The organism is Pseudomonas oryzihabitans, from assembly GCF_032027545.1.
GTDB classification, from domain to species: Bacteria; Pseudomonadota; Gammaproteobacteria; order Pseudomonadales; family Pseudomonadaceae; genus Chryseomonas; species Chryseomonas oryzihabitans_F.
Genome location: NZ_JAVSJB010000006.1, coordinates 158,860 through 179,018 on the forward strand (window position 1 = coordinate 158,860; position 20,159 = coordinate 179,018).

Below are 20,159 nucleotides of genomic sequence, written 5' to 3' on the forward strand. Positions count from 1 at the left end.
GCTTTGCGCGTAAAATGCCGGCCTTTCGTTTTTTCCTTTCGCGGATTCATCCATGGGCACCCTTTCGGTCAACCAGAACAAGCTGCAGAAACGCCTGCGCCGTCTTACCGGCGAAGCCATCGCCGACTACAACATGATCGAGGACGGCGACAAGGTGATGGTCTGCCTGTCCGGTGGCAAGGACAGCTATACCCTGCTCGACATGCTCCTCTATCTACAGAAGGTCGCGCCGATCCGGTTCGAGATCGTGGCGGTCAACCTCGACCAGAAACAGCCGGGCTTTCCTGAGCACGTTTTACCTCAGTACCTGAAGGAACTGGGGGTCGAGTACCACATTCTGGAACGTGATACCTATTCCGTGGTGAAGGAGAAGATCCCGGAGGGCAAGACCACCTGCTCGCTGTGCTCGCGCCTGCGTCGGGGCATTCTCTATACCTTCGCCGACGAGATCGGTGCCACCAAGATGGCGCTCGGCCATCATCGCGATGACATGGTAGAAACCTTCTTCCTCAATTTGTTCCATGGCGGCACCCTCAAGTCCATGCCACCCAAGCTGCGCGCCGACGATGGCCGCAATGTGGTGATCCGCCCGCTGGCCTATTGCAGCGAGAAGGACATCGAGGCCTACGCCGTACTGCGCGAATTCCCCATCATTCCCTGCAACCTCTGTGGCTCCCAGGAAAACCTGCAGCGCAAGGTGGTCAAGGAGATGCTGCTGGAGTGGGAGCGCAAGACGCCGGGGCGGACCGAGATCATGTTCCGTGCCCTGCAGAACGTGGTGCCGTCGCAACTGGCTGATCGCGAGTTGTTCGACTTCGCCAGTCTCAAGATCGATGACAGCGCCACGCCGCGCTTCGTCCAGGTGATGAATCTCTGATGCGGGATTACGCCTGGCTGCTGGAATACTGTGTCAATAGATTCGGCTCACCGGCCGCTCTGGAGGCGCGCCTGCCGCAACCGGTGGACGCCGCTACCCTGAGGGGACTGGGCGACGATCGCTACCTGTCGCTGCTGACCCGGCGCATCTTCCGTGCCGGGCTCAAGCACAGCCTGGTGGATGCCAAATGGCCGGCCTTCGAGGAGGTGTTCTTCGGCTTCGATCCAGAGAAGGTGGTGCTCATGGGTGGCGAGCGCCTGGAGCGGCTGATGCAGGACGCCCGGCTTATCCGGCACCTCGGCAAGTTGCGCAGTGTGCCGCTCAACGCCCAGATGGTGCTCGATTTCCAGCGCAGCCACGGCAGCTTCGGCCAGTTGCTGGCCGAGTGGCCGGAACAGGACATCGTCGGGCTGTGGGAGCTGCTGACCAAGCGCGGCAACCAGCTGGGCGGTCTGTCGGCGCAACGCTTCCTGCGCATGGCCGGCAAGGACACCTTCGTCGCCACCGACGACGTGGTCGCGGCGCTCAAGGCGCAGAACGTCCTCGACAAGGCACCCACCGCCAAGCGTGACCGGCAGAAGATGCAGGAAGCCTTCAACCTCTGGCGGGAGCAGAGTGGGCGGCCGCTGTGCCAGCTGTCGGTGATGCTCGCCCACACGGTGAATCATTGAGCGACGCCCTGGGGCGTGCCCGGCGACTGCTCGAGCGCGCCGAACGGGTGCTATTCATCACCGGGGCGGGACTCTCTGCCGATTCCGGCCTGCCGACCTATCGAGGCCTGGGCGGTCTGTACAACGGTCTCACCGACGAGGGGATTCCCATCGAGACGGCGCTGTCCGGCAGTATGCTGCGGCAGCGTCCCGAGGTCTGCTGGCGCTATCTCGCCCAACTGGGGCGGGCCTGCGCCGCGGCGGCGCCCAATGCGGCGCACCAGGCGATCGCCGACTTCGGCCAGCGGGAAGCCGGGAGCTGGGTGCTGACCCAGAACATCGATGGTTTCCATCGCCGCTCGGGCTTCCCACTCGAGCGGCTGATCGAGATCCATGGCCAACTGGAGCCGCTGGCCTGCCTGGCTTGCGCGCGGCCGGTGGCGGATGCCGGGGCCTGCCTGGCGGGACCGCTACCGCCGCGGTGCCCGGATTGTGGCGGTATCTTGCGACCACCGGTGGTGCTCTTCGAAGAGGCGTTGCCCGGTGGTGAGTTGCAGCGCCTGCACGAGGCGCTGGCCTCGGGGTTCGACCTGGTAATCGCAGTGGGCACCACGGCCGCCTTCGCCTACATCCAGGAGCCGGTGGGGCGTACCCTTGCCCTTGGCGGCGACCTCATCGAGGTCAATCCGGACCGTTCGGCGCTGAGCGGTCTGGCGACCGTTCAGGTGAGAAAAAGGGCCGTAGACGTCCTTCCTCGGCTTTTGAGTCACATCGGCGGCTAAAAAAACTTGCCAACTGTGACTCAGGTCGGCAAGGTGGCGAAACTTTGAAAAAACGACACGGTCGTGCCCATGCCAAGGAATCGCCTCGCACCCCTCGTGCCCCTGACGCTGGTCTGCCTGCTCGCCGCGTGCGCGAGCGCTCCGCAGTCCTCCGACGCCGTCGTTGACCAAGCTCGTTCCACCGCTTCTCAGCCTGTGCAGACCGCCGCTCTCCATGGCACGCTCGGCACTTCGACCGGCCTGGAGCCAGCGGCCGCAGAGGCCGAGGGTGCGCAGCCACGCCAGCCGTTCCCCCACAGCCAGTCGCCGCGTCGGCTCGACTGGGATCGTGAGGTCGGTCCGCGTCAGGCACTGCCGAATCTGGCTGACCAGATTCTCAACCGCGCCACCCAGCTGGTCGGTACGCCCTATCGCAAGGGTGGCAGCACCCTGGCCGGTTTCGATTGCAGCGGCTTCGTCAATTACGTGTTCCGCGAGCGGGCCGGCATGAAGCTGCCGCGTTCCACGCGCGAAATCATCGACCTCCAGGTACCGGTAGTCAGCAAGAACGATCTGGAACCCGGCGATCTGTTGCTGTTCAATAGCAACGGCCGTGGCCGGGTCAGTCACACTGGTATCTACATGGGCGAAGGCAAGTTCATCCATTCCTCCAGCCGTCGAAGCGGGGGAGTGCGGGTGGACAGCCTGGACGACCAGTACTGGAAGGTGAGTTTCCTGGAAGGCAAGCGCGTACTGCGCTGAGGTTTACTGTCGCGATATTCGCCCGGTAGGCCGCGAGGACCCGTTGGTGCTGCGTGGCAGGCCGACGGTGATCGATGGACAACTAAGGATCTCATCCATGCCGCAGGCGGCTCGCCTAGGATTGTATTGTGCCTTTCTGCTGCTGGCCGCCTGCGCCGGTAGCCCGCCCCAGCAGCCGGCGCCGACCGCGCCGGTGGTCTCCCGTCCGCTGCTCGAAAGCCAGGCCCAGGCGGCCAACGACGTGCTCTTCCGGGCCATTGGCCTGGTCGGGACGCCCTATCGCTATGGTGGTAACACCCCGGCCGGCGGCTTCGACTGCAGCGGCCTGATCGGCTATGTCTACCGCGATGCGGCGGGTGTCACCCTGCCGCGCTCGACCCGCGAGATGATTACCCTGGGTTCGCCCAACGTGGCGCGCAACGCCCTGCAGCCGGGCGATCTGGTGTTCTTCGCCACGGCGGGCGGACGCGAAGTGAGCCACGCCGGCATCTACGTGGGCGAGGGGCGCTTCGTCCATGCGCCGCGCACGGGCGGTACGGTGCGGCTGGACAGCCTGGCCAAGCCCTACTGGCAAAAGAGCTATCTGCAGGCCAAGCGGGTGCTGGTCACGCCGAGTCTTGCCGGCGGCTATTGAACCCCGTTCTGCTCGGGCCGCTCGAATGAGCATCCAGCCCGCGCGGAGCCCCGCATGCCCCAGGCGATACGTCTGCCGCCCCAGCCGGCTCGTTGTGAGCTATGCGGTCGGGCGGCGCCGCTCACCCGTCATCACCTGATCCCTCGCTCGCTGCACGACAAGGCCTACGTGCGCAAGAAGTTCGATCGCATCAGCCGCATCACCGCCACCCTCTGGGTCTGCCGACCTTGCCACAACCACATCCACCAGACCTTCGACGAAAAGACCCTGGCACTGGAATACAACAGTCGCGAGTCCTTGCTGAGCGACGCTCGTATTCGCCAGTTCGTCGACTGGCTGGCAGCCAAGCCCGATGGCTTTGTGCCAAAACGCTAAATAATACCACCCCTATATATCGAGATTGTGCCGTGGTCCCGTCTTGTCCGGTGGTTACGCCGCGCCGCGCGGCGGACGGTGGCTGGAGTGGGGTACCAGGCATCCGGAGGTGGATGCATCGCCTGGGTTTGTAAAGCTGGACGTCATGGCGCGTGCGCAAATTGTTGCCTGCATCTCACCTCCGGGGTCGAGTACCGCAGGCGGACGGCTTGCCGATTAGGATGGGGAAAACCAGACGGAATCGGTCGCCCGGTTCGCGCTCAGAAGGAAAGCCGATGAGATCCCTTGCCCTGTCGTGTCTGGCGGGCACCCTGCTTCTGTCTACAGTCGGCCTGGCGCGGGCGGACGAGACGACGTTGGCGCGTGGCGAGTACCTGACCCGCCTGGGCAATTGCCAGGGCTGCCATACCCGGCCTGACGGCGCGCCTTTCGCCGGGGGTGTCGCTTTCGACACCCCCTTCGGTCGGCTCTATTCGAGCAATATCACCCCGGATCGCCAGCAGGGATTGGGTGGCTGGACGGTAGAGGAGTTTCGCGGTGCGCTGCACCAGGGCCGCGGGCGGAATGGCGAGCAACTCTATCCAGCTTTTCCCTATACAGCCTATACCCGCCTGAGCGATGAGGACGTGACGGCCATCTTCGCCTTCCTGCAGGTGCAGCGGCCGGTCGCCTATGCGCCGCCGGCCAATGCCTTGCGCTTTCCCTTCGATCAGCGCGCCCTGATCCGCGGCTGGAAATGGCTGAATTTCACGCCGGGTCCGCTGCCTGCCCTGGCGGATGCCAAGGTGGCGCGTGGCGCCTACCTGGCCGAGGCGGTCGGACATTGCCAAGAATGCCATACGCCACGCACCTGGAGCCAGGGGCTGGACAGAGATCGCGCCTATGCCGGGGCGACCCAGCAGGGCTGGACCGCCTGGAATCTCACGACCGATCAGCGCGGCCTCGGTGGTTGGAGCGACGCCAAACTCGCCAGCTACCTGCGCGAAGGCCATCAGCGGGGCGAGGCGGTGGCGGCGGGGCCCATGGCCGAGGTGGTGAGTGGCGGGACCCGCTATCTGAACGATGCCGATCTCGGTGCCCTGGTCGCCTACCTGCGAACGCTGCCGGCCAAGCCCGGCGCGGTGCCTGCGCGCGCCGAGGTGCAGCCACCCGGGGAGGGCGGATCACTCAGCGTTGTCGAGACGGAAAGCGCTGCGCTGTTGCAGTCGGCCTGCGCCAGTTGCCATTCGCCAGACGACCGGGGACCGGCGGGGCCCTATCCAAGATCCTTCAGCAACTATTCGGCAGTGCGCGACCCGGCGGGAACCAACCTGATCCGGGTGCTGCTCGACGGGATCGACCGCCAGGGCCGCAGCGAGCATGCCTTCATGCCGGCCTATCGCGATCTGCTCAGTGACCAGCAGCTCGCCGACCTGGCCAACTACATAGGTCGCCGCTTCGGCGGCCATGCTGCCGAACTCCGTCCCGAGGACGTGGCGGCGGCGCGGAAACAGGAGAAATAGCGGTGGCGGCCATCGAACTCAGGGTCAACGGCGAGATACGGTCGCTGGATGTCGATCCGCGGATGCCCCTGCTGGAAGCGCTGCGTGGCGAGCTGGGGCTCAAGGGCCCGAAATTTGGCTGCGGCCTGGGCGAATGCGGTGCCTGCACGGTACTGGTGGATGGCAAGCCAGTACGCGCCTGCCTGTTGCCGGCAACCTCCTTCGTTGGGCGGGAGTTGCTCACCTTGGAAGGTTTGGGAACGCCGGAAGCGCCCCATGCGCTGCAGCAGGCTTTCATCGAGGAGCAGGCGGCCCAGTGCGGCTATTGCATCCCGGGCATGGTGATGACCGCCAAGGCCCTGCTCGAACGAGTCCCCGAGCCGAGCGACGCCCAGATCCGCCAGGCCCTGGCGGCCAACTTCTGCGGCTGCGGCACCCACTATCGCATCCTCCGCGCGGTCAAGCGGGCGGCGCTGCTCCTGCGCGACGGGAAGGCACCCGCATGACACTGTCGCGGCGGAGCTTTCTCGGCGGTAGCGCCGTGCTGCTGCTGGGCTTCAGTCTGCAGCGACCGGTCGCTGCCCAGCTGCTGCCCCCGCCGAGCGATGCCGCCAGCCTGGCCAAGACCCTCGATGCCCGTCAGCTGGATGCCTGGCTGGCGGTGGACGCCCAGGGCCAGGTCACCGTCTACAGCGGCAAAGTGGAGCTGGGCACCGGGGTCAGCACGGCGCTGCGGCAGATCGTGGCCGAGGAACTCTGTGTGGCCTTCAGCGCCACCCGGCTGATCCAGGGCGATACCCGGCTGACCCCGGACCAGGGCATCACCGCCGGCAGCAAGAGTCTGCAGGTGGGCGGCGCCCAGTTGCGCAAAGCGGCTGCCAGCGCGCGGCAGTTCCTGTTCCTGGAGGGCTCACGTCGGCTAGGACTGGACCTGGCGGTGGTGGATACGGTGGACGGGCGCGTGGTGTATCGCGGCGATCCCACCGGGCGCTTCGTCAGCTATGGCGAGCTGGTCGGTGGGCGGCCCTTGGGACGGCTGGTCAACCAGGCCGTGCGGACCCGCGCCGTGAAGGATTATCGCCTGGTTGGTACTTCGGTGCCGCGCGAGGATATCCCCGCCAAGCTGTTCGGCACCTTCGACTACGTCCATGACCTGCGCCTGCCCGGCATGCTGCACGGCTGTGTGGTACGCCCGCCGTGCACCGGTTCGGCACGACTAGCGGGCGTGAGCATCCGTGGCATCGATGCCAGCGCGCTGCCTGCGGGGACGCAGCTGGTCTACGAAGGCGCCTTCGTTGCCGTGCTGGCGGAGCAGCCATGGCTGGCGCGGCAAGGGGCGGCGGCGCTGCGGGTGGATTGGAGCCTGGTGCCGGACATGCCGCTGCCGGGCGAGCTTTATGCGCATCTGGAAGCCAAGGGTGGCCCGGCGGACGTCCAGCAGGAGGTGGGCGACGTCGAGCAGGAGCTGCAGAACGCGGCGCAGCGGCTGACGGCGGAGTACCGCTGGCCCTACCAGAACCACGACTCCATCGGCCCCTCCTGTGCGGTGGCGGACGTGCGCGCCGACGGTGCCACCGTCTGGAGCGGCACCCAGGGCGTCTATCAGCTGCGCGCGGCGTTGGCCGAGCTCCTGCGGCTGCCGGAAGACAGCATCCACGTCATCTACCAGCAGGCCTCAGGTTGCTACGGCCACAATGGCGCGGATGACGCCGCCGCCGATGCGGCGTTGCTGTCCAAGCTGTGTGGTCGGCCGGTGCGGGTGCAGTGGAGTCGCGCCGACGAGCATGGCTGGAATCCCAAGGGCCCGGCGATGCTGATGCGCCTGGTCGGCGGCCTGAGTGCCGCAGGCGATCTGCTCGCCTGGCGCTTCGCCAACTGGACGCCCACCCATCTGACCCGGCCGAATGGCCAGACCGGCGCGGCAGCGCTGCTCGCCGGGCAGCTGGCCTACAACCTGCCGCTCAAGGGCGGTCGTGGTGGTGGCAACCGCAATGCGCCGCTGGACTACGACCTGGTCAACGTCCAGGTGGCGACCCACTGGCTGGAGGCTGGCGATTCGCCGCTACGGCCCTCGGCCCTGCGTGCCCTGGGAGCGGTCGGCAATACCTTCGCCAACGAATCCTTCATGGACGAGCTGGCGTTGGCCGCGGGCGTCGATCCCCTCGAGTTCCGCCTGCGCTATCTGCAGGACCTGCGGGCGCGGGCGGTGCTGCAGGCCGCCACGGCCAAGGCCGGTTGGCAACCGGCGCCGGCGCGCAAGTCCGCCTGGGACGGCACTCCCGCAACCGGACAGGGCCTGGCTTTCCTGCGCTACGAAAACGAGAACGCCTATGTGGCGGCGGTGGTGGAGGTGGCGGTGAGTCGGCCAGCCGGTATCCGCGTCACCCGGGTGGTTGTGGCCCATGATTGCGGGCTGATCGTGAATCCCGATGGCCTGCGCAACCAGCTGGAAGGCTGCGTGGTGCAGGGCATCGCCCGCACCCTCAAGCAGGCGGTGCAGTTCGATCACCAGGGGGTGACCAGCCTGGAGTGGGGCGCCTATCCACCGCTGACCTTCACCGAGTTGCCCGAGCTGGAACTGGAATTGCTCGACCGCCCGGAAGAACCCTCGGTAGGCGCCGGGGAGGCCACCACGGCGGCTATTCCGGCGGCCATCGCCAATGCGGTAGCCGCCGCCACCGGTGTGCGCCTGCGCGAGGTGCCCCTGACCCAAGCGCGCCTGCTCGCGGCGCTGGCCGACGTCTAGGCGCGTCTCAGCCGCTGCTTGAAGAACAGCACCCCACCCGCACCCAGCAGGGCCACCACGCCGGCACCGATCCACAAAGTTTCGTTGCCGGCGAAGCTCAAGTGGTCGACGCCCTTGGCTGCCAGATACCCCGGCGCCATCATCAGCGGCGCCCAGACGATGGCCGAGAGCACGTTGGCCGATTGGAAGCGCAGCTGGTTCATGGCCATCATCCCGGCCACCAGGGGCACGGTGTTGCGGATCATGGTCAGGAAGCGCCCGCCGAATACCGCGAAGAACCCATAGCGCCGGAAGAATAGCCGGGTCCGGGCCACCTGCTTGCGATAACGGCGAAAGGGCGGGCGGTGGACGATGCTGGGACCTAGCCAGCGGCCGATGACGTAGGAGCAGATGTCGCCGAGGATGGCGCCGATGATGGCGGCCAGCACCAGCGGTACCGGCGCCAGCACGCCCGAGCCGGCCAGGCCCCCGACGACCAGCATGAGCGCCGTAGCCGGGATGAAGACCCCGAGCAGGACCAGGGACTCGCCAAAGGCGAGCAGACCGACGATCAGCGGCGCCCAGGCCTGGTGGGTTTCGATGAAACCGAGCAGCGATTGAGTCAAGGATTCCATGGGTGGCCTCTCCTGCCGAAAGTCCTAAGACTACGCGGTACCCAGGGTCTACCAGCCGTTTCAACAGCTTGAATCAATTTCCATTGCCGAAAGTGCGCAGGAGCCCGCAATAGACCGGCCCAGACGAGCGCCTCAGGTCGCGGCCAGGGCGTCTTGGGTCGCCTGCCAGCGTAATTCGTGGCGTTCGCCGATCACGAAACGGTCGCCCTGGAAATCCCAGCGCTCCACGTCCACGGTCTTGTCCGCGCCTGCACCGACCAGCAAGCGATTGAAGGAGTTGGGCGAGGTGCCGCGCACGCGGGAAGAGAGGGCGGTGCCGGCCTGGACGATCCAGATCTCGCGCGGCAGGGCGGGGTACTGGCGGCTCAAGGGCAGGACGTAGGGCAGGTGGATGTGCCCGCCCATCACCAGGTCCAGTCCGGCGTTGGCCCAGGTGGCCAAGGCCTGGTCGGCGTTGTGCTGCAGGTTGCTCAGGTCGCTGAGTTCGAGGGCGCCGAAGGGCTGGTGGGCGATGACGATGCGCAGCTTGGCGGGTCCGGCGCGGTGCAGGCGTTCGGCCACGCGCTCGATCTGCTCAGGGCTCACCGCGCCATCCTTGTGGCGTTGCGGGGCGGTGGTGTTGAGGCCGATCAGCAGCAGTTCGTCGTTTTCGAAGCTGGGTTCGAGGTCGTCGCCGAAATGCCGGCGATAGTTGCCGTAGGGGGCGAGGAAACGGGCGAAGACGTTGTACAGCGGTAGGTCGTGATTACCTGGGATCACCAGGGTACGAGGAATGCCGTAGCCTTCCAGGCGTTCGACGAAGGTCTTGGCGGCGGCGAATTGCTCGCGGCGGGCGCGCTGGGTGATGTCCCCGGAAAGGATGAGGACATCGGCGCCGTGTTCGCGGACATGGGCCTCCAGGGCCGCGACCACAGCGGGTTGCTCGGTGCCGAAGTGGGTATCGGAGATTTGCAGGAGGGTCGTCATGAGGACCTGGTTTCCAACGGATTCCCCTTTACGACCGCAACGGGCGCCAAGCTATCCAGCGAAGGCTAGTCAGAGGCTTTTCCAAGGCTCGCGAGCTAGAGCCAAACAAGGCAAAAATTGCTGAGGAAGCGGAGTTTACGAGTGGTAAATGAGCATTCCGAAGCCATTTTAACGCCGTTTGGCCGACGCGCAGCAGCCTTGGATAGGCTCTTAGACTTCGCCGTCGTGATGCCAGGCGTCATGCAGTTCGGAGGCATTGGCTTCACCGACTTCGGCGCGGGCTTTCAGCCAATCCAGCAGCGCGGCACGGTCTTCGTCGGTGGGCGAGGTGTAGCGCTTGTTGGCCATGATGGTGCCTTCGACCCAGGCGTTGTCGAAGCCGCCGATGTAGTCCAGCTTGCGCTCTTCGACGTAGTCGATGAAGTCGCCGAGGAAGGTGTCCAGATCGTCTTCGCTGAGTTCGTTCTTGAAGCTCACCTTGATTTCGAAGGCCAGTTCCTGGAACTCGCCCAGGTACTGCTTCTTGCGCAGGCGACGCTTCATGCGGCTCAAACGGGGATCTTGGTTGGTATCGGTCATGGCGAAGGCCTGGATATCGATGAAAGGGCGGGCATTATCCCTGGCGTGGCGGGTAATGCCAATGCCGCCCGCCGGGTGAGCGCTCGAACCGGCTGATTGGGCTGCGACCCAGGCGCGCAGCCCCGGCGCAGGGTGAGCGCTGACGGCCTCAGGCCGCCATGGCCGCGCAGGCCTCGGCGCAGGCTTCGCAGGCGCGAGCGCAGGCCTGGCAATGGTCGGCCTTGTGCTTGCCGCACTCCGCGGCGCAGGCGCGGCAGGTGGCCAGGCATAGGGCGCAGGCTTCGGCGAGGCGGTCGCTGCCGCGTTGCATGAAGGTGGCGGCCAGGCGACAGGCGTCCGCGCAATCGCGATCCAGCCGCACGCAGTCGCGCATCATGTCCAGATTGGCTTCGCCCAGGCAGGCGCTGGCGCAGGTTTCACAGGCGGCGGCGCAATCGAGGCAGGCCTTGATGCAGGCGGCGAGAGTGGCATCGGTCATCCGGTAGCTCCTGATGGTTTGGCGAGTCTTGGGTGGACCGATGGACCAGGCGCCGAGTTCGGCCCCCGCGATCGATTGACGCTCTCCCGGCTAGTCCGTACCCTGCGCCCTTGCACGTGGTGCCCCGCCTGAGCCGGGGTGAAACAGGGAAGCCGGTCGAGCCGGCGCTGCCCCCGCAACGGTAGTTGAGTAGTAGCTGCGCGACACCCACTGGCCCCGGCCGGGAAGGGGCGCAGCGGATGCCCCAGGGTATCGACTCACCAGCCCGGAGACCGGCCACGCTTGCGTTCATCTCGGCGATGCGGAGGGCGTCGCGCGGCGGCGTCACCTGTCTTGCGCGGGCGGCGTCTCTGCCCGTTTCTCCGCCGCGCCCGCACCCGGAGAACCGCCATGACCGACACCCCCGATACCCCTAGCGACGAGCGTGACGAGCGCCACCGGGCGCGCATGATGCGCAAGAAGGCGGTGATCGACGCGCGCATCGCCGAAGCCCAGGACGAGCGCGGGCTGCTGCTGGTGCATACCGGCATCGGCAAGGGCAAGAGCAGCTCGGCCTTCGGCATGGCGGCACGCGCCCTCGGCCATGGCATGAAGGTGGGGGTGGTGCAGTTCATCAAGGGCCGTCGCGATACCGGCGAGCAACTTTTCTTCAAGCGCTTCCCCGAGGAGGTGCGCTACCACGTCATGGGCGAAGGCTTCACCTGGGACACCCAGGACCGTGCCCGCGACCTGCAATCGGCCGCTGCGGCCTGGGCGGTGGCGGTGGAACTCCTGCGCGACCCGGCCATCGGCCTGGTGTTGCTGGACGAACTCAACATCGCCTTCAAGCATGGCTACCTGGACGTGGACCAGGTGCTGGCCGATCTCGCCGGACGCCCCGCGCACCAGCACGTGGTGGTCACCGGGCGCGGCGCTCCGCCGGCGCTGGTCGAGGCCGCCGATACCGTGACCGACATGAGCCTGGTCAAGCATGCCTTCCAGGCCGGCGTCCGCGCCCAGCAGGGCATCGAATGGTAGGCCCAGTGCGACATTGCCCGGCGCTGCTGATCGCCGCCCCGGCATCCGGCCAGGGCAAGACCAGCGTCACCGCCGCCCTGGCCCGGCTGCACGCTCGCCAGGGGCGACGGGTGCGGGTGTTCAAGTGCGGCCCGGACTTCCTCGATCCGATGATCCTTGCCCGTGCCAGCGGCGCGCCGGTCTACCAACTCGATCTGTGGATGATCGGCGAGGCGGAGAGCCGGCGGTTGCTGTGGGAAGCGGCGGGGGAGGCGGATCTCATCCTCATCGAGGGCGTCATGGGGCTGTTCGATGGTCAACCCTCGGCGGCAGACCTGGCCGAGCGCTTCGGCGTACCGGTGCTGGGGGTGATCGACGCGGCGGGTCTGGCGCAGACCTTTGGCGCCCTGGCCTATGGCCTGGCCCACTACCGGCCGAGCCTGCCCTTCGCCGGGGTGCTGGCCAATCGCAGTGGCAGTTCGCGGCAGACCCAGTTGATCCGTGGCAGCCTGCCGGCGGGCATGACCTTCTTCGGCAGCCTGCCACGCGATGCCGGCATCGAACTGCCCAGTCGCCATCTCGGGCTGATCCAGGCCGACGAGGTCACCGACCTGGATCGCCGCCTCGATATGGCCGCCGATGCCCTGGCCGCCAGTTCCGACATCGAATTGCCGCCGCCGGTGGCCTTCGCCGCGCCGGAGCCGACCGCCGTGGCACCGCTGCTGGCTGGCGTACGCATCGGCGTGGCCCGGGACGCTGCCCTGGCCTTCCTCTATCAGGCCAACCTGGATCTCCTGCGTGCCCTGGGCGCCGAGCTGACCTTCTTCTCCGCCCTGACGGACCCGACCTTGCCGGCGGTGGATAGCCTCTATCTACCCGGTGGCTATCCCGAGCTGCACCTGCAGGCGCTGTCCAACAACCTCGGCATGCGCGCGGCCATCCGCGCCCACCATGCGGCGGGCAAGCCGATCCTGGCCGAGTGCGGCGGCATGCTCTATCTGCTCGATGAGCTGACCGACAAGACTGGGGAATCCGTCGCCATGCTCGGCCTGCTGCCGGGCAGCGCGCGGATGCAGGCACGGCTGACCGCCCTGGCCCTGCAGTCGGTGGAATTCGCGCAGGGCACCCTGCGCGGCCACACCTATCACCATTCCGCCCTGGAGTCTCCCGCGGCGCCCTGGGCGCGTGGGCTGTGCCCCAATGGCAAGGCAGTGGCCGAGGCGGTCTACCGCGACGGTCGCCTCACCGCCAGCTATATTCACTTCTACATGCCGTCGGCACCCGCCGCGGCTGCTGCGATGTTCAAGCCGTGACCACGACGCCCTATACCCCCGCCGAACGAGCCGCTGTCTACCGAGCCATCGCCGAGCGCCGTGACATGCGCCATTTCTGCGGTGGCGAGGTGCCCGCCGAGCAACTGGCCCGCCTGCTGAGCGCGGCACACCACGCGCCCAGCGTGGGGCTGATGCAGCCCTGGCGCTTCCTGCGCATCAGCGATCCGGCCTTGCGCCAGCGCCTGCACGAGCTGGTGGAAGAGGAGCGTTGCGCGACCGCCGAGGCCCTTGGCGAGCGTAGCGACGAGTTCATGAAACTCAAGGTGCAGGGCATCCTCGACTGCGCCGAGGTGCTGGTCGCGGCCCTCATGGACGGCCGTGAGGCCCATGTCTTCGGCCGCCGGACCCTGCCGGAAATGGACCTCGCCTCGCTGTCCTGCGCTATCCAGAATCTCTGGCTGGCGGCGCGCTGCGAAGGCTTGGGCATGGGCTGGGTATCGCTGTTCGAGCCCGACGCCGTGCGCAGCCTGCTGGGGATGCCCGAGGGCTCCCAACCGGCGGCCATTCTCTGCCTGGGTCCGGTCGAAGCCTTCTATGAGCGGCCGATGTTGGAAGAAGAGGGCTGGCGCCAAGGCCGCCCCCTGGAAGAGCTGGTCTTCGAGAATCGGTGGGGCCAGAAGCCATGATGCTGGCCTTCGCGGTCGTCTGCGGCATGCTGCTCGACCTCCTGTTCGGCGAACCGCGTCGTGCCCATCCGCTGGTCTTGTTCGGCCGTTTCGCCGAGAGCCTCGAAGCCCGCTTCAATCCTGGCGGCCGCGGCTGGCGCAGCCACGGGGTGATGGCCTGGAGCCTGGCCGTGCTGCCTTGGGTACTGCTCACCGCCTTGCTCTGCCAGATCGGCTGGCTGGCCTGGATCATCCAGCCGCTGGCGCTCTACCTGGCCATCGGGCTACGCAGCCTGGGCGAGCATGCCGAGCCGGTGGCGCGCGCCCTGCAACGCAACAACCTGCCCGAGGCGCGGCGCCGGGTCGGCTATCTGGTCAGTCGTGAAACCAGCGAACTGGACCAGACCGCCGTGGCCCGCGCCGCCACCGAATCGGTACTGGAAAATGGCAGCGATGCCGTCTTCGCCGCGCTGTTCTGGTTCGCCCTGCTCGGCGCGCCTGGCGTGGTGCTCTATCGCCTGGCCAATACCCTGGATGCCATGTGGGGCTATCGCACCCCGCGCCTGGAGCGCTTCGGTTGGGCCGCGGCGCGGCTGGACGATGTGCTCAACTATATCCCGGCACGCCTGGTCGCCCTGACCTATGCCTGCCACGGCCGCTTCTGGAACGCCATCGAATGCTGGCGCACCCAGGCGCCGCTGTGGGACAGCCCCAACGCCGGTCCGGTGATGGCGGCCGGTGCCGGTGCCCTGGGCGTGAGCCTGGGTGGAGCGGCGCGCTACCACGGTGAGTGGCACGAGCGCCCGTTGCTGGGCCGTGGCCCCGCGCCAACTTTCCTCGCCATCACCCGCGCCCTCACGCTGGTACGCCGCGGCGCCTGGCTATGGACCGCGCTGATCGCCCTGGGAGGGTTGCTGCTTGCTTGAGCACGGCGGTCGACTGCGCCGCGCGGCGCGCACCTACGACATTCCCCTGGACGATTGGCTGGACCTGTCCACCGGCCTCGCGCCCTGGCCTTGGCCGCTGCCTGAGATCCCGGCGAGCGCCTGGGCGCGCCTGCCCGAGCCCGACGATGGCCTGGTGGAAGCTGCCTGCGCCCACTACCGTGCACCCGCCGTTTTGCCGGTGGCGGGTTCCCAGGCCGCCATCCAGGCACTGCCTACCTTGCGTGCGCCCTCGCGGGTCGCGGTACTCGCCCCCTGTTACGCCGAGCATGCCCTGGCCTGGCGTCGTGCCGGGCACGAGGTACGGGAGCTGGATGAGGAGCAGATCGTGGCCGGACTCGATTCGCTCGACGTCCTGGTGGTGGTCAATCCCAACAATCCCACCGGGCTGCAACTGCCGCCCGCGCGGCTGCTGGACTGGCACGGCCGACTCGAACGTCGTGGCGGTTGGCTGGTGGTCGACGAGGCCTTCATGGACGCGACGCCAGGCCTGAGTCTGGCCCCCTACAGCGATCTGCCCGGGCTGATCGTATTGCGCTCCTTCGGCAAGTTCTTCGGCCTGGCTGGCCTGCGCCTGGGCTTCGTGCTCGCTGCGCCCGATCTCTTGGCTCGCCTCGACGAGCACCTCGGCCCCTGGACGGTGAATGGCCCGAGTCGCCATCTCGCCCGGCAGGTGCTAGCAGATGTCGCGGCTCATGAGCGCCAGCGCCAGGTGTTGCTCCAGGCCGGTGATCGACTGGCGACGCTGCTCACCGCCCACCATCTGCCGCCCAGCGGCGGGTGCGCCCTGTTCCAGCTGCTGCGCCGCCCAGACGCCGCTGCGCTGCATGAACACCTGGCGCGCCAAGCGGTCTTCACCCGGCTGTTTCCCGACCTGGGTGCCCTGAGATTCGGCTTGCCTGCCGACGAGTCCGGCTGGCAGCGGCTGGAGCAGGGGCTGGCCCGCTACCGGAGTTCCTTATGAGTACCTTGATGGTGCAGGGCACCACCTCCGACGCCGGCAAGAGCACCCTGGTGGCCGCGCTATGCCGCTGGCTGTATCGCCAGGGCGTGAGCGTGGTGCCCTTCAAGCCGCAGAACATGGCGCTGAACAGCGCCGTGACTGCCGACGGTGGTGAGATCGGGCGGGCCCAGGCCGTCCAGGCCCAGGCCTGCGGACTCGCTGCGCACACCGACATGAATCCGGTGTTGCTCAAGCCCAACACCGACGTCGGCGCCCAGGTGATCATCCATGGCCGCGCCGTGACCAGCATGGACGCCAAGGCCTACCACGCCTACAAGCCGATAGCCCGCGAAGCGGTGCTGGCTTCCCATGCACGGCTGTCGGCACAGTATCGGGTGGTGCTGGTGGAAGGCGCCGGCTCGCCGGCCGAGATCAATCTGCGCCAGGGCGACATCGCCAACATGGGCTTCGCCGAGGCGGTGGATTGCCCCGTGCTGCTGGTGGCCGACATCGACCGCGGCGGCGTCTTCGCCCATCTGGTGGGTACCCTGGAGCTGCTGGAGCCCAGCGAGCAGGCGCGCGTCGCCGGCTTCATCATCAATCGCTTCCGCGGCGACCTGGCCCTGCTGCAACCGGGGCTGGACTGGCTCGAGGCGCGCACCGGCAAGCCGGTGCTCGGGGTGCTGCCCTATCTCCACGACCTGCACCTGGAAGCCGAGGATCGCCTGGCCACCGGTCAGGTCGCCAAGCGGGGCCCGCGCCTGCGGGTGGCCGTGCCGGTAATGCCGCGGCTGAGCAACCACACCGATTTCGACCCGTTGCGCCTGCATCCCCAGGTGGAGCTGCTGTTCGTCCGCCAGGGTGAGAGCATGCCCGCCGCGGATCTGATCATCCTCGGCGGTTCCAAGAGCGTGCGCAGCGACCTGGCCTTCCTGCGGGCCCAGGGCTGGGACACCGCCATCGCCCGTCATCTGAGATACGGCGGCCGGTTACTGGGCCTCTGTGGCGGTTTCCAGATGCTCGGCGAGCGCATCGCTGATCCCCTCGGCCTGGAGGGGGCGCCAGGTGATAGCGCCGGTCTGGGGCTCTTGGCCATGACCACCGAGCTGGCGGCGGAAAAGCAACTGCGCAATGTGCGTGGCTGGCTGTGTGACGGCGGGGCCGAGGTCGGCGGTTACGAGATCCACGCGGGTGTCAGCCAGGGCCCGGCGCTGGAGCGCCCGGTGCTGCGTTTCGTCGATGGCCGGGTCGACGGCAGCCTCAGCGACGACGGCCAGGTGCTGGGCACCTATCTGCATGGCCTGTTCGAGTCGCCTGCCGCCAGCGTCGCGCTGTTGCGCTGGGCAGGGCTTACCGAACCGCAGCTGTTGGATTACCACGCGCTGCGCGAGCGCGATCTTGAGCGCCTGGCTGATCTGGTCGACCATCATTTGGATACCGGGCGCCTGCGCGCCCTCTGCGAGCTCTAGATGCGCGAACTCATCCTCGGTGGCGCTCGCTCCGGCAAGAGCGCCCTGGCCGAGCGCCTGGCCGCTCAGTCCGGCCTCGCCGTCACCTACATTGCCACCGCCGGCGGCAGCGACGCCGAACTGGCCCGGCGCATCGAGCGTCATGCGGCACGGCGCCCTGCGCACTGGGCGCTGGTGGAAGAGCCGCTGGCGCTGGCCGAACGGCTGCGCGCCCTGGCCGCGCCGGACGCCTGCCTGCTGGTGGATTGCCTTACCCTCTGGCTGACCAACCTGCTGCTGCTCGACAATCCCCAGCGTCTCGACCGCGCCTGCGCCGAACTGCTCGATGCCGTGCCGCAGTTACCTGGCCGCCTCATCCTCGTCAGCAACGAGACCGGCCTGGGCGTCGTCCCGCTGGGTGAGCTGACGCGGCGCTACGTCGATGCCGCCGGCGAATTGCATCAGGCCCTGGCCGCGCGCTGCGAGCGCGTGGTGCTGACCGTCGCCGGACTACCCCTGACCCTCAAAGGAACCCCGCTATGAGCATGCCCTGGTGGCAAGGACCCTGCCGCCAACCCGATACCGCCGCCGCCGAGGCTGCGCGCCAGCGGCAGGCGGTCCTGACCAAGCCGAGCGGCTCGCTCGGCGACCTGGAGGCGCTGGCGATCCAGATGGCCGCCCTGCAGGGCACCCCCCGGCCCGTGCTGGAGCGCACCGCCATCGCCGTCTTCGCCGGCGACCACGGGGTGGTGGAGGAGGGCGTTTCGGCCTATCCGCAGGCGGTCACCGCCGAGATGGTGCGCAACTTCGTCCGTGGCGGGGCTGCCATCAGCGTGCTGGCCCGGCAACTCGACGCCACCCTGGAAGTGGTCAACCTGGGTACCGTCACGCCCCTGGAAGCGCTACCGGGGGTGATCGACCTGCCGTTGGGGCTCGGCACCGCCAACTTCACCCTGACCGCGGCCATGACCCACGAGCAGTGCCAGGCCGCGTTGCAGGCCGGCCGCGATGCCGTGCTGCGCGCCCGGACGCGCGGCGCCGACCTGTTCATCGGCGGCGAGATGGGCATCGGCAACACCACCGCCGCCAGTGCCTTGGCCAGCGTGCTGCTGGACACCTCGCCCCAGGCCCTGGCCGGCCCGGGGACCGGCCTGGACGCCAGCGGCGTGGCGCGCAAGGTCGCGGTGATCCAGCGCGCCTTGCTGCGCCACGGCGAAGCCCTGCAGGACCCCTACGAATTGCTGCGCCGGTTGGGTGGCTTCGAGCTGGCGGCCCTCACCGGCGCCTACCTGACCTGCGCCCAGCAGGGCCTGCCGACACTGGTGGACGGCTTCATCTGCTCGGTGGCGGCGCTCTGTGCCCTGCGGCTGCAACCCGATATCCGCGACTGGTTGCTCTTCGCCCACTGCGGCGCCGAACCCGGTCATGCCGCCGTGCTGCTGGCCCTGGGCGGCGAGCCCATGCTGGACCTGGGCTTGCGCCTGGGCGAGGGTAGCGGCGCCGCCCTGGCGGTCCCGCTGTTGCAGCTGTCCTGTCGCCTGCACAGCGAGATGGCCACCTTCGCCGAAGCCAGCGTCTCCGACCGTGCCCATGACTGACTGCTGGCTGCTGCGCCATGGCGTCACCGAGGGTCCCGAAGGCTTTCGCGGGCGCCTCGATCCGCCGTTGTCGCAGCAGGGCTGGGCGCAGCTGCGCGAGGCGGTTGCCGCGCAGCCGGCCTTCGCCCTGATCTTGAGTTCGCCGCAGCAGCGCTGCGCCCGCTTCGCCGAGTGGCTTGCGGCGGAGCAGGGCGCCGAGCTGGTGCTGGAACCCGATCTACGCGAACTCGACTTCGGTGACTGGGAAGGCCGCAGCGCGGCCGACCTGATGCAGGACCAGGCCGAGGCCCTGGGACGGTTCTGGGCCGATCCCTATGCGCATACCCCGCCGGAAGGCGAGCCGGTGGCCGCCTTCGCCGAACGGGTGCTGGGCGCCATGGCGCGCTGGCGGCCGCGGCTGCAAGGACAGCGCAGCCTGATCGTCACCCACGGCGGCGTGATCCGCCTGCTGCTGGCACGCCAGCGCGGTCTCGCGCCCAGGGACCTGCTGCAGGTCGAGGCCCCTTACGCGACCCTGCAAGCGCTGATGCTGGAGCCCTGCTGATGCCCCTGCCGCTGCTGATCGCCGTGCAATTCCTCACCCGCCTGCCGGTTCGGCTGCCGGGGATGCCGCCGCCGGAGGCCGTGGGCCGCTCCGTGCTCTGGTATCCGGTGGTGGGCCTGCTACTGGGGGGGCTGCTGAGCCTGATCGCCTGGTTGGGGGCGGGGGGCGGGGTTTTCCTGCAGGCGGCGCTGGTGCTGGCCGGTTGGGTGATCCTTACCGGCGGCCTGCACCTGGACGGCCTGGCCGATACCGTCGATGCCTGGGTCGGCGGCTATGGCGATCGCGAACGCACCCTGGCGATCATGAAGGATCCGACCTGCGGCCCCATGGGCGTGCTGGCGCTACTGCTGACCCTGCTGCTCAAGTGGAGCGCCCTGGTCGTGCTGCTGCCGCAGTCGTCCGCCTGCCTGTGGCTGGCCACCCTGGCCGGTCGTCTGGCGCTGCCCTGGCTGCTGTTGACCACGCCCTACGTCCGCCCGGGCGGACTCGGTGAACTGCTCAGTCGCCACCTGCCGCGGGCGACCCTGCGCGGGGTATTGCTCGGCGGAGCGGCGCTGCTGCTGGCGTTGCCCCTCGGCGGATTCGCCTTGATCGCCACCGCCGCGGTTGCGCTGCTTGGCCGCCGGGCCCTCCGCCGGCGCCTGGGCGGCACCACCGGCGACACCGCTGGGGCCCTGCTGGAGCTATGCGAAACCGGTGTGCTGGTCACCCTCGCCTTGACCTTGTGCTGAAAATACCTGGTACAACTGTGAAATGGCGGGGATTTTGCGACCATGCGCCTTGAACCGTGCCCCTTTAACCGCTATGAAGGCCCGTGGTGTCGC

General features: G+C 68.0%; 23 protein-coding genes and 1 riboswitch. Of the genes, 19 read left to right on the top strand and 4 right to left on the bottom strand.

Translation table 11 applies throughout. From position 1 onward, the window contains the following. The first annotated feature begins 52 nt into the window (after positions 1 to 52). The 9 genes from ttcA (at position 53) to RND78_RS12175 (ending at position 8,286) form a co-directional block, all read left to right on the top strand. Positions 53 to 877 (top strand): tRNA 2-thiocytidine(32) synthetase TtcA, encoded by an 825-nt coding sequence (gene ttcA, locus RND78_RS12135; RefSeq protein WP_312729051.1) that lies wholly within the window; start codon positions 53 to 55, stop codon positions 875 to 877. Further along, positions 877 to 1,548, top strand: coding sequence for a DNA-3-methyladenine glycosylase I (locus RND78_RS12140; RefSeq protein WP_312729053.1), 672 nt, complete (start codon positions 877 to 879; stop codon positions 1,546 to 1,548). The genes ttcA and RND78_RS12140 overlap by 1 nt, the downstream gene beginning before the upstream one ends. Continuing rightward, the gene (locus tag RND78_RS12145) at positions 1,545 to 2,309 is read left to right on the top strand and encodes an NAD-dependent protein deacylase (protein ID WP_312729055.1); all 765 of its coding nucleotides are present in this window, start codon (positions 1,545 to 1,547) and stop codon (positions 2,307 to 2,309) included. Before RND78_RS12140 ends, RND78_RS12145 begins: the two co-directional genes overlap by 4 nt. A 195-nt stretch (positions 2,310 to 2,504) precedes the next feature. After that, positions 2,505 to 3,050, top strand: coding sequence for a C40 family peptidase (locus RND78_RS12150; protein ID WP_409457047.1), 546 nt, complete (start codon positions 2,505 to 2,507; stop codon positions 3,048 to 3,050). Positions 3,051 to 3,147: 97 nt separating this feature from the next. Continuing rightward, a complete protein-coding gene (locus RND78_RS12155; RefSeq protein ID WP_312729057.1) occupies positions 3,148 to 3,684 on the top strand; it encodes a C40 family peptidase in 537 nt (178 codons plus the stop codon). Between the two features lie 54 nt (positions 3,685 to 3,738). Then, positions 3,739 to 4,059 carry a hypothetical protein gene (locus tag RND78_RS12160; protein WP_312729059.1) on the top strand — a complete coding sequence of 107 codons (321 nt, stop codon included), beginning with the start codon at positions 3,739 to 3,741 and terminating at the stop codon, positions 4,057 to 4,059. A gap of 275 nt (positions 4,060 to 4,334) precedes the next feature. After that, positions 4,335 to 5,561: a cytochrome c gene (locus RND78_RS12165; protein ID WP_312729060.1), complete on the top strand. Its 1,227-nt coding sequence runs from the start codon at positions 4,335 to 4,337 to the stop codon at positions 5,559 to 5,561. Between the two features lie 2 nt (positions 5,562 to 5,563). After that, complete coding sequence (locus RND78_RS12170; RefSeq protein WP_312729062.1) at positions 5,564 to 6,046, top strand: 2Fe-2S iron-sulfur cluster-binding protein; 483 nt, start codon at positions 5,564 to 5,566, stop codon at positions 6,044 to 6,046. Beyond that, positions 6,043 to 8,286: a xanthine dehydrogenase family protein molybdopterin-binding subunit gene (locus RND78_RS12175; RefSeq protein WP_312729063.1), complete on the top strand. Its 2,244-nt coding sequence runs from the start codon at positions 6,043 to 6,045 to the stop codon at positions 8,284 to 8,286. Before RND78_RS12170 ends, RND78_RS12175 begins: the two co-directional genes overlap by 4 nt. Here the strand turns inward: RND78_RS12175 and RND78_RS12180 are convergent. From RND78_RS12180 to RND78_RS12195, 4 genes are all read right to left on the bottom strand, one after another. Next, positions 8,283 to 8,900, bottom strand: coding sequence for a DedA family protein (locus RND78_RS12180; protein ID WP_312729065.1), 618 nt, complete (start codon positions 8,898 to 8,900; stop codon positions 8,283 to 8,285). The two genes, RND78_RS12175 and RND78_RS12180, sit on opposite strands and share 4 nt — an antisense overlap. A gap of 132 nt (positions 8,901 to 9,032) precedes the next feature. Continuing rightward, on the bottom strand, positions 9,033 to 9,866 hold the full coding sequence (locus tag RND78_RS12185) for a metallophosphoesterase family protein (protein ID WP_312729067.1): 834 nt from the start codon (positions 9,864 to 9,866) through the stop codon (positions 9,033 to 9,035). 210 nt (positions 9,867 to 10,076) lie between these two features. Next, positions 10,077 to 10,445, bottom strand: a complete 369-nt coding sequence (locus RND78_RS12190; RefSeq protein ID WP_312729068.1) for a YggL family protein — start codon at positions 10,443 to 10,445, stop codon at positions 10,077 to 10,079. A 148-nt stretch (positions 10,446 to 10,593) separates the two neighbouring features. Then, entirely contained in the window at positions 10,594 to 10,923 is a 330-nt protein-coding gene (locus tag RND78_RS12195; RefSeq protein WP_312729069.1) for a four-helix bundle copper-binding protein, read from the bottom strand. 100 nt (positions 10,924 to 11,023) lie between these two features. Next, positions 11,024 to 11,219, top strand: a riboswitch (cobalamin riboswitch). Positions 11,220 to 11,313: 94 nt separating this feature from the next. Here RND78_RS12195 and cobO point away from each other — a divergent pair. The 10 genes from cobO to RND78_RS12245 are packed head-to-tail and all read left to right on the top strand — an operon-like array spanning position 11,314 to position 20,066. After that, the gene (cobO, locus tag RND78_RS12200; RefSeq protein ID WP_312729070.1) at positions 11,314 to 11,940 is read left to right on the top strand and encodes a cob(I)yrinic acid a,c-diamide adenosyltransferase; all 627 of its coding nucleotides are present in this window, start codon (positions 11,314 to 11,316) and stop codon (positions 11,938 to 11,940) included. Continuing rightward, positions 11,934 to 13,232 (top strand): cobyrinate a,c-diamide synthase, encoded by a 1,299-nt coding sequence (locus RND78_RS12205; protein ID WP_312729071.1) that lies wholly within the window; start codon positions 11,934 to 11,936, stop codon positions 13,230 to 13,232. Before cobO ends, RND78_RS12205 begins: the two co-directional genes overlap by 7 nt. Beyond that, positions 13,229 to 13,879 (top strand): 5,6-dimethylbenzimidazole synthase, encoded by a 651-nt coding sequence (gene bluB, locus RND78_RS12210; protein ID WP_312729072.1) that lies wholly within the window; start codon positions 13,229 to 13,231, stop codon positions 13,877 to 13,879. Before RND78_RS12205 ends, bluB begins: the two co-directional genes overlap by 4 nt. After that, positions 13,876 to 14,784 (top strand): adenosylcobinamide-phosphate synthase CbiB, encoded by a 909-nt coding sequence (cbiB, locus tag RND78_RS12215; protein WP_312729073.1) that lies wholly within the window; start codon positions 13,876 to 13,878, stop codon positions 14,782 to 14,784. Before bluB ends, cbiB begins: the two co-directional genes overlap by 4 nt. After that, positions 14,777 to 15,766 (top strand): threonine-phosphate decarboxylase CobD, encoded by a 990-nt coding sequence (cobD, locus tag RND78_RS12220; RefSeq protein ID WP_312729074.1) that lies wholly within the window; start codon positions 14,777 to 14,779, stop codon positions 15,764 to 15,766. Before cbiB ends, cobD begins: the two co-directional genes overlap by 8 nt. Then, on the top strand, positions 15,763 to 17,214 hold the full coding sequence (locus RND78_RS12225) for a cobyric acid synthase (RefSeq protein WP_312729075.1): 1,452 nt from the start codon (positions 15,763 to 15,765) through the stop codon (positions 17,212 to 17,214). The genes cobD and RND78_RS12225 overlap by 4 nt, the downstream gene beginning before the upstream one ends. Next, complete coding sequence (gene cobU, locus RND78_RS12230; protein WP_312729077.1) at positions 17,215 to 17,736, top strand: bifunctional adenosylcobinamide kinase/adenosylcobinamide-phosphate guanylyltransferase; 522 nt, start codon at positions 17,215 to 17,217, stop codon at positions 17,734 to 17,736. Then, positions 17,733 to 18,791: a nicotinate-nucleotide--dimethylbenzimidazole phosphoribosyltransferase gene (gene cobT, locus RND78_RS12235; RefSeq protein WP_312729078.1), complete on the top strand. Its 1,059-nt coding sequence runs from the start codon at positions 17,733 to 17,735 to the stop codon at positions 18,789 to 18,791. Before cobU ends, cobT begins: the two co-directional genes overlap by 4 nt. Beyond that, the gene (locus tag RND78_RS12240) at positions 18,784 to 19,335 is read left to right on the top strand and encodes a histidine phosphatase family protein (protein ID WP_312729079.1); all 552 of its coding nucleotides are present in this window, start codon (positions 18,784 to 18,786) and stop codon (positions 19,333 to 19,335) included. The genes cobT and RND78_RS12240 overlap by 8 nt, the downstream gene beginning before the upstream one ends. After that, positions 19,335 to 20,066, top strand: a complete 732-nt coding sequence (locus tag RND78_RS12245; protein ID WP_312729080.1) for an adenosylcobinamide-GDP ribazoletransferase — start codon at positions 19,335 to 19,337, stop codon at positions 20,064 to 20,066. Before RND78_RS12240 ends, RND78_RS12245 begins: the two co-directional genes overlap by 1 nt. Positions 20,067 to 20,159 lie beyond the last annotated feature (93 nt).